This is a genomic window from Streptomyces sp. A0642 (assembly GCF_004795105.1).
Taxonomy (GTDB): domain Bacteria; phylum Actinomycetota; class Actinomycetes; order Streptomycetales; family Streptomycetaceae; genus Streptomyces.
Window position 1 is genome coordinate 141,459 of sequence record NZ_SSBL01000010.1, and the last position, 14,213, is coordinate 155,671.

Consider the following 14,213-nt stretch of genomic DNA (forward strand, 5'->3'; position numbering starts at 1 on the left):
GGGTGGGCACATGTGCGCGATCAGAAGTCGAAGCCGAGCTGGCCCCCGCTTTCCAGTGCGGCCGCCTCGGCGGAGAAGCGGACCTTCTTCAGGTGCTGCCACCTGGGCAGCGCGTCGAGGTAGGACCACGAGAGGCGGTGGTGGGCCGTGGGGCCCCGCTCCTCCAGCGCGGCCCTGTGCACGGGGGACGGGTAGCCGGCGTTGGCGCCGAAGGCGAAGTCCGCGTACTCGCCGGATTCCGCGCCGAGCGCGGCCATCGCGGCGTCCCTGCGGACCTTCGCGATCACCGAAGCCGCGGCGACCGCGACGCAGGACTGATCGCCCTTGATGACCGTACGCACCTGCCAGGGCAGACCCAGGTAGTCGTGTTTGCCGTCCAGGATCACCGCGTCCGGTCGCACCGGCAGCGCCTCCAAGGCCCGCACCGCGGCGAGCCGGAGCGCCGCCGTCATCCCGAGCTCGTCGATCTCCTGCGGGGTGGCGTCGCCGAGGGCGTACGCGGTGACCCAGCTCTCCAGCAGCGGCGCGAGTTCCGCGCGGCGCTTGGGGCTGATCAGCTTGGAGTCGGTGAGTCCGGCGGGAGGCTTACGGAGGCCGGTGACCGCGGCACACACGGTGACCGGTCCCGCCCACGCTCCGCGTCCGACCTCGTCGACACCGGCGACGGTCTTGGCACCGGTGGTGGCGCGCAGTGAGCGCTCGACGGTGTGCGTGGGTGGTTCGTACGGCATGGCGCCAGCCAGCGTACGCCGATGACGGCGCGGGGAACACCCCGGGGCACACCTGAGCGCTCGCCCCCCGACGCCGAGCCGCTGGACGGCGGGGGGAACACGACCGGAAGGGCAACGGACGGCGCGCGGAACTCGACCGGAAGGGCAACGAACGGCGAGCGGAAAGGCACCTCGAAGGGCTCCGGAAGGGCGGCCGGAAGGCCCCGGCCGACTTTGCGGAGCGGGGCTCGGCGCCCCTGCGTCAGCGCGGCCCCGCACGGAAGAACGGCACCGCGACGTGATCGATCAGGTCGGCGATGTCCCCGTCGGTCCATTCACTGCCGCACACCTTGCTGCGATACATCATCATCGCCGGGATGACATCGAAGGCGATCCCGCACAGCGCGTCGGAGCGCACCTCACCCCGTTCGATCCCCCTGCTCACCACCTCTTTGATGAGCGCGGTCGTCGGCCCGATCACGCCGCTGAGGATCACCGACTGGAACCGCTCGGCCGTATCCGAGTCGCATTCGTGAAGGACAGCGCGCAGCGCGGACCCCGACTGGGAGAGCATGGCGTCGCGGAGCCGGCAGCACAGCTGGTAGAGGTCCTCGCGAATGTTCCCGTGATCCGGTGCGGCACCGATGGCCGGCAGGGCGCTGCGCAGCGCGTCCGCGACGAGGTCCTCCTTGGAGGGCCACCGCCGGTAGATCGCGGCCTTGCCGGTCTGGGCGCCGGCCGCGACCCCCTCCATCGTCAGTCCGCTCCAGCCGACCGTACTCAGCCCTTCCAGTGCGGCGTCGAGGATCGCGCGTTCCAGTACGGGTCCGCGGCGCCGCAGAGACACCACCGGCTGCCGGGCGGCGGCTGCCGATCGCGAAGTAACCATGAGCTTCTCTCCATCGGAACAGGTCAGCACGCCCGCACCGGCCGTCCGGCGCTCGGAACCGGGCGATCAGGGGCAGGGCGGGCGTCTCAACGGGTCGGCGCGGGACTGAGCAGGTCACGGCCGGGACGGTGGATCCGGGTTCGGCACGGCAACGAAGGATCCAGTGAACGCTTGCGTTCACTGAAGGGGACTCACTAACGTTGACGCGACAGTGAACGGATCCGTTCACTAACTCACTTGTGGGGGACCCATAGTGACAACCTCTCAGTTGCAGAAACCAAGCGCGCCGGGTGCGGCGCGACGACAAGGGCGCCCGGGGATCGCCCTGGCCGTCATCGCAGCCTGTCAGTTGATGGTTGTGCTCGACTCGACGATCGTCAACATCGCCCTCCCGCACATCCAGGATGCACTCGCGTTCTCGACGACCGATCTCTCCTGGGTCCTCAGCGCCTACACGCTCACCTTCGGGGGCCTGCTGCTGCTCGGCGGGCGGGCCGGGGACATCCTGGGCCGCCGCCGCGTCTTCATGACGGGCATCCTGGTCTTCACGCTGGCCTCGCTGCTGGGCGGTTTCGCCCAGGAACCCTGGCAGTTGCTCGCGGCCCGCGCGCTCCAGGGCATCGGCGGCGCCATCGCCTCACCGACCTCGCTGGCCCTGATCACCACCACCTTCCCCGAAGGCCCCGAGCGCAACCGCGCGTTCGGTGTGTTCGCTGCGGTGTCCGCCGGTGGCGGGGCCATCGGCCTGCTGGCGGGCGGGCTGCTCACCGAATGGCTCGACTGGCGCTGGGTCTTCTTCGTCAACGTACCGATCGGCGTGCTGATCGCCGTCCTGGCGCCGATGTACATCAACGAGTCCGAGAAGCACCCGGGCCGCTTCGACATCTCGGGGGCCCTGACCTCGACCCTCGGCATGGCCTCGCTCGTGTACGGGTTCATCCGGGCGTCCGAGGAAGGGTGGCGGGACTCCGTCACCCTGGGTTCGTTCGGCGCCGCGGTGATCCTGCTCGCCTCGTTCGTCCTCATCGAGATGCGGGCCAAGGAACCGATCACTCCGCTGCGCATGTTCGCCGACCGCAACCGTTCCGGCACGTACGTGATCATGCTCAGCCTGGCCGCGGCCATGTTCGGCATGTTCTTCTTCATCGTCCTGTTCGTGCAGAACGTCCTCGCGTACAGCCCCATCGAGTCGGGACTGGCGTTCCTGCCCGTGACGGTCGCGATCATCGTGGGAGCGGGTCTGTCCCAACGGTTCCTTCCGGTGCTCGGGCCCAAGCCGTTCATGGTCACGGGTTCGGCTCTCACCGGCCTGGGCCTGGGCTGGCTCACGTTCATCTCCCCCGACAGCTCCTACCTGTCCGGAGTCCTGGGGCCGATGCTCGTGTTCGGCTTCGGCATGGGGCTGAACTTCGTGACCCTCACGCTGACGGCGGTCTCCGGAGTCGCCCAGCACGAGGCCGGGGCCGCCTCCAGCCTGCTCAACGCCAGCCAGCAGGTCGGCGGTTCGCTGGGACTCTCCATCCTGGTCACCGTCTTCGGTACGGCGAGCCGCAACGAGGCGGAGAAGCAGGTTCCGCAGTTCCTGGCGCACGCCTCACCCGAGCAGAAGGCGGAATTCGCCAAGACGCACGAGCTGCCCGGCAGCTGGGGCCACGCGGTGCTCTCGCAGGGCATCTCGACCGCCTTCCTCGCCGCGGTGGCCATGGCCGGCCTCGCCCTGCTGACGGCGTTGCTGGTGATCCGGGTGCGCAAGAGCGATCTGGAGGCGCTGAGCGGAAGGGCGGCGGCGGGAGGACCGGTCGCGTAGCGTGCGGCCGCCGGCAGCGGGGGCTGCCGGGTGGAAGCCGTACGGACGACCGAAGCGGGCCGGCCCCGAGGGGACGGCCCGCTTCCGGGGTGACGCTCACGACCGCGATCAGGACCGGTCGTCCGCGATGACGCTCGCTACCGCGATCCGTACCGGTCGTCCGCGATACGCCCTCCAGCGATCAGTACGGGTCGTACGGGTCGTACGGCTCGTCCGGGTCGCCGCGTTCGCCGCCGTCCTCCCCCGACCCGAGACCGGGGCAGTCGCGCGCGCGGTAGCCGGGGTCCCAGTCGCCGAGGATGTCCCGCGCCCTCGCCTCTCCCCAACTCGTCGCGTACCAGGGCTCGTCCGAGTTCCGCAGTTCCCGCTGGATCTCCTCCAGGGCACACGAGCGCAGGGGCTCGGGGAGGGTGTCGAGCGCCGGTACGGCGTCGGCCGAGAGGCCGCGGAGGTACTCGATGTCGATCGAGTGGTGGCGGCTGTAGCGCTCGACGTTCTGTTCGGCGATCATGCCGTCGGGCGAGACGAGTCCGAACGCCAGGACGCCCACCGCCGCGCTCGCCGCGACGGCGCGCGGCAGCAGCTTCGCGCCGAAGACCCCCGCCGCCATGATCAGTACGAGGACCCCGCCGAGCCACAGTTCGACCGCCGCGACCGAGATCCGCAGCCTGGTCAGGCCGTACGCGTCGACGTACAAGTCCATGCGCCGCAGCGCGGAGGCGACGACGACGAGAGTCAGCAGGCACAGGGTGCCGAGCACGCCGCGTACGAGCGTGCGGTCGCGGGGTCCTCCGCGCGGCGCCCAGCGCAGCGCGAGTGCGATGACCAGGAGCGTAAGCAGCGTGGCCCAGAGTAGTTGCCAGAAGCCCTGGCGGGCGTACTCGGAGTAGCTGAGATCGGTCTCGGCCATCACCTTGTCGTACCCGCCGAGCAGCACCGTGAGCTGAATGGCGAGGAACGCGGCGAACAGCAGGTTCATGACGACCAGGGGCAGGGCCCACTCCAGGCGCCCGCGCGCCTTGCCCGGCCGTACCGTCAGACCGTCCCAGCGGACGGGCGCCGCCGCCGTGTACGCGGCGGCGAGCGCGCCGACGACGCCGAGCACGCCGAGGAAGAACCGCCACGGGCTGTCGCCGACCGACACATCGGGCAGCAGGCTGCCGAGCACGTCGGCGAACGCGGCGTCGGCGCTCGCGAAGAGCGTCCCGAACACGATGAGCAGGACGACCGCCACGAGCACGGAGCGGGAGACCACGCCCCAGCGCCCCCGGGAGCCGGCCATGCGCTCGCGTACCCCTCGCGCACCCCAGCCCAGTGATTCCGCGACGGATGTGAGCAGGCCCAGCGAACCGAGGAAGATCCCGAGCCAGCTGCGGCTGCCGTGCAGCGCGAGGGAGCCGAGAGCGAAGGCGGACACGATGGCCAGGAGGCTCGGCCAGCCGGCGTCGCGGAGCGCCGGGACGACGAGCAGGGCCGGCCCGCCGACGGCCCAGACAGCGGTCCACGGGCGCAGCCGACGGCCCGCGCCACGGGCGGCGAAGCAGGCGGCGAGAGCTGCCGGAACCGCCACCATGAGCAGATTCAGGCCAATACCCTCGCCGAGCAGCAGAGCACTGAGCACTCCGGTCGCCAGTACGGCCCAGAGGGTGGCGCCCGAGACGGCTCCCGGCTTGGCCGGGCGGAGCCGCGAGAGTTCCGACGGCGTCTGCCGGGGCTGTCCCCACGGGTTGGCCTGCGGCGGGCGCGCCCGCTGCGCGTAGGCGGGGATGCGCGGAGGCTGCGGTCCGGTGGTGTCCTGGGGCTGGGGTCCGCCGTGCCTCTGCTGCGGGACCGTAGGCGTCCCGGGCTCCGGCGCCCCGGCTGCCCGGGACCCGGCAGGATCCGGCTCCGCCCGGGACGTTCCCGAGGGCTCCGAAGCACCCGACGCACCCGACGCAGGCTCTTTGGGCTCCGGCGCCTCGGGCGCCACCCGTGTCCCCGGGGTCACCGGCACCCCCGGCGCAGGCGCCGGACGGGAGGATGGAGATTCCGGTGATTCCGGTGGTCCGGCTGATTCCGGTCCCGGTGATCCCGGTTCCGGCGGCGTGTGATCGTGATCTGGCACGAGACCCCTCCCCACCGAGGTCCGCTCACGCGAGCCCTGGGCAGCGCAGCCCCCCGGCGTCTCATTCGGTGCACGCCCGTCGTGATCATCACCCGGGCGGCGTGGCCGAAAGAGTAACCCCCCGTGACGGCCGTCGGCCGTACGGGGCAACGCTGTGGCAGTTCCGTGACAGTCGGGCGCCCGGGAGCGCCCCGCGTCCTACCCCGTCATCCAGTCGGGCAGCTCTTCCGTCTGTTCCGTCCACCGAGCGGGCGGCGCGCCCGCCGCGCCCGCCGCGACGACCCCGCCGACGATCGCGCACGTCGTGTCGACGTCGCCACCGGCCTGCGCGGTCACCCAGAAGGCCTGCTCGAAATCGCCCAGACCGCGTGCCGCGGACCAGAGGGCGAAGGGGACCGTGTCGTGCGCGCTCGTACGCCGGCCGTTGCCGAGGACGGCGGCGACCGTGCCCGCGTCGTTGTAGTCCAGCATGTCGCGCGCCCTGCGAAGTCCCGCGCCGACCGCGCTGCGGGGTACGAGCGCGATCACGCCGTCCAGGAGGTCCCCCGGCGTGGGCGGTCCGGCGGGTGAGGCCGCGAGCGAGGCGGCCGCCGCGACGGCCATCGCGCCGACGACGGCTTCCCGGTGCTGGTGGGTGGTGTACGAGGAGATCTCGGCCTGGTGCGTGGCCTGCTCGGGGTCGTCCGCGTACCAGGCGCCGAGCGGGGCGATGCGCATCGCCGAGCCGTTGCCCCACGAGCCCTGCCCCTGGAAGAGCGCCGAGGAGAGTTCGCGCCAGTCGCCGCCCTCCCGGACCAGCCTGAGCAGGCGGTTCACGGCGGGGCCGTATCCCCGGTCGAAGTCGTGGTGCTCGGCGAAGGAGCGGGCGAGGGCGTCCTGGTCGATACGGCCGTGCTGCGCCAGCACGGCCACCACCGAGGCGGCCATCTCGGTGTCGTCGGTCCACTGCCAGGGCCCCGGGGGCAGGGCCCGGTCCTTCAGGAGCGGATAGTTGACGGGCACGAAGAACTGGGAGCCCAGGGCGTCTCCTACGGAGAGGCCGCGCAGGCTGGCGAGGGCGCGTTCGAAGCGCGGGTCGGAAGCGGAATCGGTCATCACTTCCACTCTATCCGGTGATGCCGTACGGCTCAGGGGTGCGCCAGCGCTCGAACGGCCTGTCCAGCGTGTAGCGGCCGTCCTCGCCGAGCACCAGTGTCCGGGATTCCCCGTTGCGCGGGTTGGAGAGCGATTCGAATTCGGCTACGGACCAGTGGAACCAGCGCATGCAGAAGAGCCGCATGGTCAGTCCGTGCGTGACGAGCAGTACGTTGGGCGGGTGGTCGGGGTCCTCGAAGCTCCGGTGCAGGCTCTCCAGGAACGCGCCCACCCGATCGTAGACGTCCGCGCCGGACTCGCCCTGCGCGAAGCGGTAGAAGAAGTGCCCGTAGGCGTCCCGGTAGGCCTTCTGGAGGCGCACGTCGTCCCGGTCCTGCCAGTTCCCCCAGTCCTGCTCGCGCAGCCGGGGCTCCTCGCGCACCCGGACGCGTTCGAGGTCCAGCCCGAGGGACCGGAACGTCTCGTGCGTCCGGCGGTACGGCGAGACGTACACGCTGACCCGCTCCTCACCGAAGAGCTCCCGCAGCCTCACCCCTGTCTCGCGGGCCTGCCGCAGCCCGTTCGGGGTGAGCCTCAGTGCGTGGTCGGGCTCGCGCTCGTACACGGTGTCGTCGGCGTTTCCCTCGGACTCACCGTGTCGGACGAGGACAATGCGTTGCGGTCGTGCCATGTACCGACCCTAGAACGAGTCACGGGCGTTCGAGCACTTGTCCGGAACTCGACGGTCCATGTCGCCGCCGTCCGCGGCCGAGGCGGCCGGTCACACCGTCCAGGCCCGTTCGAGCTGGACGACGTCTCCGGCGAGCGAGGCCACGTCGTCCTCCGTCTGCGCCCGCTGGGAGAGCCGGTCGACGCTCGCCGGCCGGTACTTGCCGCGCTCGGCGCTCGACTGCCACATGGACAGGACCAGGAACTCGTGCCCCGGCGCCTCCCCGCACACGCCGCGCAGCATGCCGGGTGATCCGGCCATCGCGGGATTCCAGACCCGCTGCTGCATCAGCGCGAAGTGCTCCACACGGTCCTCGTGGACCCTGCTGTGCGCCACCCTGACCACATCGGCGTCCGTGAAATGGGGTTCGAAGCCGGTCTTCACATCGAAGCGGTACTCGAACAGCTTGACCTGGATGTCGTGGCACGTGCCGGCCTGAGCGGCGGCCAGGGCGTCGTGCCCGCGCGCCATGAACGAGTCGTAGAAGACCCGGTTCTCCCAGAACGCGAAGACGTGGGCCACGTCAGGGCGGCTGCGGCTCCAGCCGCCGCCCTGCCCCCTGAACCCCGGCTCACCCAGCAGCCCCGCCCACTTCCGCTGCCCCTGCTCGAAACCGCGACGGTCCCCCACATTGCAGCGAATCCACTTGACCAGCACAGCGCCATCGTACGGGTGACGGACGTGGCGTGGGTCACGCTCCGACGGAGTGAATCAGAACCGGTCACGGGTGATCCCACAGTGATCACCATGTCCTCGTTGCACACCAACCCGCTGTTCGACCGCCTCGATTCGGCGCAACGGATCCTCGTCGCCGGCGCGGGAGGAGGCTTCGACGTCTACGCGGGGCTTCCTCTCGCGCTCTCCCTGATCCACCGGAACAAACCGCGTTCCGGGACGAGGTCCGGCAGCGCGCGCCGCGGCGCATCCCGCACTGAGCCACCTGCCCGGCGGGATGGCCCGATTCCGCCGCTCTCCCCCAAGACGGTGGGTGCCAGGGGCCGTTACGGACACGATCGGGTGATAGAACCGGACCGACGGCCCCGCGCGAAGGAGCGAAGTCCGATGAGCACTCCCAACAAGGACCTCGAGAAGGTGGAGGTCAGGGTCAAGTGGGACCCCAGTCCCCACGGCGAGCCCGCCAACGACCTCGACATCATCGCGGCGACCTATCCGGCCGAGGAGCCGTACGGGAGCCCCGCGTACCTCGTGCACTTCGACAGCCGTGCGCCCGACGGCACCATCACGCTCAACCGCGACAGCAGGACCGGCCAGGGCCTGGGGTACGACGAGGTCATGACGCTGGAGCTGGACCGGCTCTCGGAGGCGTACTCCCGGGTCGTGGTCGGGGTCGCCATCCAGCAGGGCGACGGGCACAAGACGTTCGGGGCGATAGCGAACACCGGGGTGCAGATCCGGGAGGGCTACACCAGCCTCTCCGAGGACGATTTCTCCGGGGTCGGGACCTCGACGGCGGCCGTCGTCGCCGAGTTCGTACGGGACTCCTCGGGGATCTGGCGGTTCCACGACGCGGTGCGGGGATTCGACGGGGACGCCGACTCGTTCGCCGCGGCGATGGGAAGTCGTCCTTCCGGACGCTGAGGCAGCGAAAGGGGGCGGGCGGGAACTCCGTGACCGGAGTCCCGCCCGCCCCCTTCGGCTGAGCGGCAGCCCCTTCCGGGGCCGTGCGTGCGGTACTGGCGGAGACCACTTATTCCTGGCGTGCGCTATTCCTCGGCATCTGATCCACGATCGGGAAACGCACGCAGCCTCAACTGGGGCGCCCGGTGATCGGCAAGCCATCGCATCCGGTTGTCATCCGTCGCGAGCCCGGCACGTGCGGCCTGGGTCCACTCTTCTCGGTCGAGCACCTCAAGGTAGGTCGCCCGGAGCGCTTCCTGCTGCGCCGCAGTGCATCCCGCAGCCTCGGGAGGCTCTGTCGTCAGGTGCTGGGCGAGCAACGCGATCGTGAAATAGCGCTCGATCGTCGGGCTGAGCAGACCCACATGGCGAGCATGAGCTTCCAGGACCGTTCCCGAATGGGGGTAGTGAGCGAGGGTGAGTCCCATCCCCCCGCAGTCACTCATCTGATGGAGTAGACGACCGACGTGGTCGACCATCTCGCTGTCAGTGTCGAGGTCTGCCAGTGCCTCATGGAGTTTGGCGACTGTGGCGACGTTGCCGGCGAAGTATCCATTAAGGAAATCGCCGTCACAGGCTCTGCGAAGCAGCCAAGGCCGGGCAGTCGGATCGTCGAGTCTGCAGAGCGCTTCAACGACATAGACACGTCCCCAGCCGGTGACGCGCTCGGCCAACCAAAGCAGGGCCTCGACTCCCCCTGTCTGCCGCTCGAATGCGTGCGCCGCGAGTGGTCCGAAGCGGTTGGAAAGCAGCCCGATCGTCTGAATCAGCGGGATGTCGTCGGCCGTGCCCACGGCCGCCAGCAGGGCAAGTCCAACGGTGACCGCGCATCGATCGGTCCCGCATCGGACCAACCAGTGGCCCGTTTGGCGAACGCGTTCTCTGCCCGCCCGCTCAGCCGCGGCGGCAATGTGCCCGTTCTGGTGAATCGGGACGTAGACGTCGTGGAAGGCATCAGCCAATTCGCTGGGCAGGGCAGAAGCCTTGGCGAAATGCGTGTCCAGGACGAGGGCAACGTCCTTGCCGGCCAAGTGCCGGTCCTCAGGCGCTTTTGGGCCTCGCCGACGACGGTGCAACTCGTCGTCGGGATATGGTTCCCCGTCGCGCGGAAGTGGCTCCCTTGGAGCCAACTGATGTAGCTGGAGTGCGTGATCGAACAGCGATGTCGGTGACCCGGGCAGTCCTGTCCCGGTCGTCTCGCTCATCGGCGGACGGAGGACTCGATTCTCTTGATCATGGCTCGGAGCATGCCACGACAGCAATCGTCGCGACAAGCCCTCGACTCGGGGGCAGGTTGCATCAAACTCAACAGCCAGGCGTGACGCGCGTCAGGGCGGTGAAACCGCGAGATCGGCTCCACCGCCCTGACCAGCTACTTCACGCCCTCAAGGCGCTCGGTGTACTGGCGGAGGGCACCTATTTCGGACGTGCGTTATTCCCCCGCCCGAGGACGCCGAAGGTCGTCATCCTCTGACCGCGCAGCCAGGTAGACGGCCCAGTCCCGCTTCACATGACCAACCCACTCGACGGCTGTGTTGATGTGGATACCCAGCATCTCGCTCAAGATGGGTGCGGGCAGATCCGAGGCCAATGCCATCAGCGCGGTGTTGCGAGAAGCACGAACGTCGATCCCATGCCGGAGCAATCGCCCCGAGAGCTTGGGTCCGGTAACGGGACGACCAGCGAGTGCCCCTGGGAAGATCCAGCTAGCGGCTCCGGGGGTTACGCGCCCCACGAGGGACCGCGAGGTCGATTTTTCCATCTGCTCATTGAGTAGTCGGGCAAGCGCCGGTGGCAGCACGATTGGGTGCTTACCCATCTGAATATATTGGCCGCCCTCGCGGACCTGAATGTCCTGATGTGTCAATTGAGCAATGCGAGTTACGGACATGCCATATAGCAAAGTCAGGGCCCCCGCTGCCCGGACGTCCAACGGCAGACCGGAGTCGTGAACGCATCGGTGGAGTAAGGCCAGGTGCTCGTCCTCATCCAGAAAATTGGAGGGCTCTCCATCTGGCCGCCAAGGAACTCGGAGGTCGGCGATGAGACGGCATCGCCGAGCCCATCGCAGAAAGTCGCGCAGGTTGCACCGCGTGCTTGCGCCTGCAGCAAGCCACTGGTCCACATGTGGCTGCCGAACGTCCGCCAAGGAAAGCTGGCATCCTTCGACCCATTCCAGAAATGCGTGGGCCACGGAAACCTGCGTGCGGGCGTACTTGATGCTGGAAGCCGTGTTTCCCTTAGCATGCGCCTGATGCCGAACTCGCCGCAATACAACCCATTGCGCGTAGGGCTGCAGGATGCCCCGGTGCAGAGCTGCGGCAGCGGCCAAGTAATTCTGTAGCCAACGTTCCATTCCTGCAACGTGTTCGTCCCTTTCCGGGAGGACAGCAACGTGGACGAGTAACTGGCGCAAGTGGACTGCCGCCTGGCGGCCCGGAAACGTGTCGAGCAATTCGTGTGTGATCGGGTATCCCGAGATAAGGAGATTCCGGAGCATGGTCGCTCCGCTATTCTCCCTCCGCATCCAGAGCAAGACCGAGCGTGGTGTCTCTGCTGCGGCGAGAGCGCTGATGAGAGGTTCGAGGGATGTACCCTCGGTGGAGCCAAATTGCTCGTGTAGCTGGTCCCTGAGCACGCACCGAGCGCACTCGCCATCCCGATAGATGTCGCCTGCGTTGCCGCACGCGGAACACGGATAGGTCAGGTCAACGCCTACGCAGGGGCCGCAGACTTGGCGCTGGTGTTCGTCGACGCCAATCAGCGGGCGTCGCTCGCCGCAGGTGGCGCACTCGGCTGGATTCACACAGATGTAGCGGTAGCAGCTGCCGCAGACAGGCCCCATGGGCCAGCGTGCTGTCGCCGACCTCTGGCGACCGCACCGAGCGCATGTCCTCTGCGGCCGGTCACGGCAACTTCGACAGACTGGGTAATCTGATGTGACACGGAGGCAAGGACGCTCACGCCGACAGGAAGAGCAAGCCATAACCGGGCCTGGGTCGCAGTTGCCGCAAAGGTCCGGCTGTCCATCTCGCGCGCGGGTCTTAATACGACGGATACGGCCGCAGGAACCACATGGGCGCTGAGGATGAACATAGCAAGTAGTGCAGACAGGGCCGGCAGTCGTGTTTGCTTTGACCGGCCGCGTGTCACCACAGCGGACACATTGCCGTGTGGGGCGGGAATAGCAGTTCGCACAAAAGGGCTCCCCGTCCGGCCCGCGAACGGCTACGCGGCGCGCGTGCCCACACACCGTGCACGCCTCGTGTCGTGCGGGGTCGTTGCTGTAACAATTCCGGCAGATAACGCCCTCGGCATCTCGGTAGTTGACGGGCGCCGTCTTTCCGCATCGATTGCATGGGAGTGCGGTCGCACGCGCCTTGCACATCTGGCAGATGCGCGCGCCTTCGCTGTTGGTGAGGCGAAGCATGCGGCGCTTACCGCAGCCGGCGCAGAGCGGGACGACCACTTCCGTGCATCCCACGGACTCCAGTTCCGTCAACAGCCGGAACATAGCCATAGGCAGTCTTACGCTGCCGCTGGTCAAGGCATCAGAGTGCTTTTCGATGTGTTCTTGTAGCCAGTACAGCGCCTTCTCTGGTGCGATTCGGTCCACGACTTCACGAAGCTCGGACAACGGCAGTGAAGGCAGATGCGGAGCGAGGAGAGCAACAACCTGGTCCAGGCGCTGATGGCGTTTCACGAGAAGTCCGGGCGCCGAATCGAGGCCCGTCGTGGTTGAGGAAGTGCGCTTGTACCACTCGATGGCCCGGTACCAGTCTTGCGCACGGACTGCTCTGCCGTGGTCACCTCGATCAGTTCCTGGACGCCGCAGCTAAGGATGTCGCACAACGCCGCGAGGGTGTCCATGGACAAGCGCTGCGGTGGCTGCGTAACCAGGCGGTAGACCTGCTCGCGGGACAGGTGCACACCCCGCTCCGCGAGCAACGGCACCAGGTCACTGGTCTGGAACATTCCTTGCTTTGCCATGATTTGACGTAGGTGCCAGTGATACCCCATCTTCTTGATCATTACTGCGACTTCCAGAGGGACGCGTGACGCTGTTTCAATGATTGCTGTACCAAGCGGTTGCGGAACTCATCTGAGACTCCTGTATAGATCGCGGTGGTAGAAGCGTAGGAATGCCCAACCTGGTCTTGCACAAACTTCTCGGGATATCCGAACTCGACCAAGTGCGTTACATAAGAGTGCCGCAGGGAGTGCAAATCAAGCACTTCGGGAAGTCCAGCATCGATCCGAGCCTGCTCGAAGGCTTCGTTGATACCTCGCCAGGACAGCCGTCCACGGCGTTCGGTCACCCAAAGCGCGGCATGACTTCCTGGCGAAAGAAGCGGACGGGCCTCGGATACCCACTGTTGAAGCACTGGGACAACCCAATCCATTTCAGGGACAGTTAGTACTGTCCTGCGCTTAGGCTGACCTCCTCGCGATGACTTGCCAAAGCGCACGAACAATGCCCCGCAGGTCCCATAGTCGGCCGCTCTCGGATTCCTCCGCAGGTCAACCACATCCAGCCCCCAAGCTTCCCGTCGACGGAGGCCGAAGGCGTACACGGTCTTGAGTAACGCGGCGTCCCTCATGGCAGCCACCGTCCCTTTTCGGCGACGGGCTCGGATCTCCTCAACTCTGGCATCCGCAGCGTCCAGCAGTGCTTGCACTTCGTCGTACGTCAACGGCCGTCTGCCTGGATTTCCCTCGTACTCCGAGGTATGTACCACCGTGTTCCACTCGTGCAGGATTTGAGTGGGCATCGTGCCAAACCGCTCTTGGCACACCGAAGGCCAGGAGTATCGCGCATCTGTCACGTACTCCATGAACAGCCGCAGCCCATTCTGATAGCCCCGAGCCGTGGACACCATCAACGGCCGCGGGCCTGAACGCAGATGACTGATGAACTCTTCGACCTCCTGAGCCTGCCACTGCCAAGGATATTGGCCTGTGAAGCGGGCGAAGCGTCGCACGAGATCGATCCTTGCCTGGATCGTCCCCGCCTTGAGGAAACGGGCGCTTTGCTGTGTCGCCCACCCATCCAACATGGCCGCGAACATCGCCGGGGCCGGGTCTAGGTGCACCACACCATCGACGAGCAACGATCGCGCGGAGCCTGCCAGTTCAAGTGCTTTGGTCACGTTGCATTCAACGCAACATCGTTGAATCGGTTACGCGCATGGCCAGGCGCTAACAGTGAGTAGCCACCAAGCTGCCGCCTGACCTCAAGCGAGGTGCTACAAACTCCAGTT

General features: G+C 67.7%; 11 protein-coding genes. 2 read left to right on the forward strand and 9 right to left on the reverse strand.

Features of this window, described 5'->3' with window-relative positions:
- Positions 1-20: 20 nt before the first annotated feature.
- Positions 21-731: a ribonuclease HII gene (locus E6R60_RS19475; RefSeq protein ID WP_136327864.1), complete on the reverse strand. Its 711-nt coding sequence runs from the start codon at positions 729-731 to the stop codon at positions 21-23.
- 241 nt (positions 732-972) lie between these two features.
- Complete coding sequence (locus E6R60_RS19480; protein WP_136327865.1) at positions 973-1,599, reverse strand: TetR/AcrR family transcriptional regulator; 627 nt, start codon at positions 1,597-1,599, stop codon at positions 973-975.
- Positions 1,600-1,852: 253 nt separating this feature from the next.
- Between E6R60_RS19480 and E6R60_RS19485 the strand changes: the two genes are divergently transcribed.
- Complete coding sequence (locus tag E6R60_RS19485) at positions 1,853-3,406, forward strand: MFS transporter (RefSeq protein ID WP_136327866.1); 1,554 nt, start codon at positions 1,853-1,855, stop codon at positions 3,404-3,406.
- 181 nt (positions 3,407-3,587) lie between these two features.
- Here the strand turns inward: E6R60_RS19485 and E6R60_RS19490 are convergent, their stop codons facing one another.
- The 4 genes from E6R60_RS19490 to E6R60_RS19505 all read right to left on the reverse strand — a co-directional run bounded on the left by E6R60_RS19490 (position 3,588) and on the right by E6R60_RS19505 (position 7,971).
- Positions 3,588-5,039, reverse strand: coding sequence for a DUF4173 domain-containing protein (locus E6R60_RS19490; RefSeq protein ID WP_346766077.1), 1,452 nt, complete (start codon positions 5,037-5,039; stop codon positions 3,588-3,590).
- Between the two features lie 669 nt (positions 5,040-5,708).
- The gene (locus tag E6R60_RS19495) at positions 5,709-6,608 is read right to left on the reverse strand and encodes an ADP-ribosylglycohydrolase family protein (RefSeq protein WP_136327867.1); all 900 of its coding nucleotides are present in this window, start codon (positions 6,606-6,608) and stop codon (positions 5,709-5,711) included.
- Positions 6,609-6,615: 7 nt separating this feature from the next.
- Positions 6,616-7,275: a histidine phosphatase family protein gene (locus tag E6R60_RS19500; RefSeq protein WP_136327868.1), complete on the reverse strand. Its 660-nt coding sequence runs from the start codon at positions 7,273-7,275 to the stop codon at positions 6,616-6,618.
- Positions 7,276-7,365: 90 nt separating this feature from the next.
- Positions 7,366-7,971, reverse strand: a complete 606-nt coding sequence (locus tag E6R60_RS19505) for a YdbC family protein (protein WP_136327869.1) — start codon at positions 7,969-7,971, stop codon at positions 7,366-7,368.
- Positions 7,972-8,376: 405 nt separating this feature from the next.
- On the opposite strand from E6R60_RS19505, the gene E6R60_RS19510 reads away from it, so the two are divergent.
- Positions 8,377-8,913, forward strand: coding sequence for a TerD family protein (locus E6R60_RS19510; RefSeq protein WP_136327870.1), 537 nt, complete (start codon positions 8,377-8,379; stop codon positions 8,911-8,913).
- 125 nt (positions 8,914-9,038) lie between these two features.
- Here the strand turns inward: E6R60_RS19510 and E6R60_RS19515 are convergent, their stop codons facing one another.
- The 3 genes from E6R60_RS19515 to E6R60_RS19525 form a co-directional block, all read right to left on the reverse strand.
- Positions 9,039-9,983 carry a transposase gene (locus tag E6R60_RS19515; RefSeq protein WP_240802622.1) on the reverse strand — a complete coding sequence of 315 codons (945 nt, stop codon included), beginning with the start codon at positions 9,981-9,983 and terminating at the stop codon, positions 9,039-9,041.
- A 2,668-nt stretch (positions 9,984-12,651) separates the two neighbouring features.
- A complete protein-coding gene (locus E6R60_RS19520) occupies positions 12,652-12,984 on the reverse strand; it encodes a helix-turn-helix transcriptional regulator (RefSeq protein ID WP_136327871.1) in 333 nt (110 codons plus the stop codon).
- The gene (locus E6R60_RS19525) at positions 12,984-14,102 is read right to left on the reverse strand and encodes a tyrosine-type recombinase/integrase (RefSeq protein WP_240802623.1); all 1,119 of its coding nucleotides are present in this window, start codon (positions 14,100-14,102) and stop codon (positions 12,984-12,986) included. Before E6R60_RS19525 ends, E6R60_RS19520 begins: the two co-directional genes overlap by 1 nt.
- Positions 14,103-14,213 lie beyond the last annotated feature (111 nt).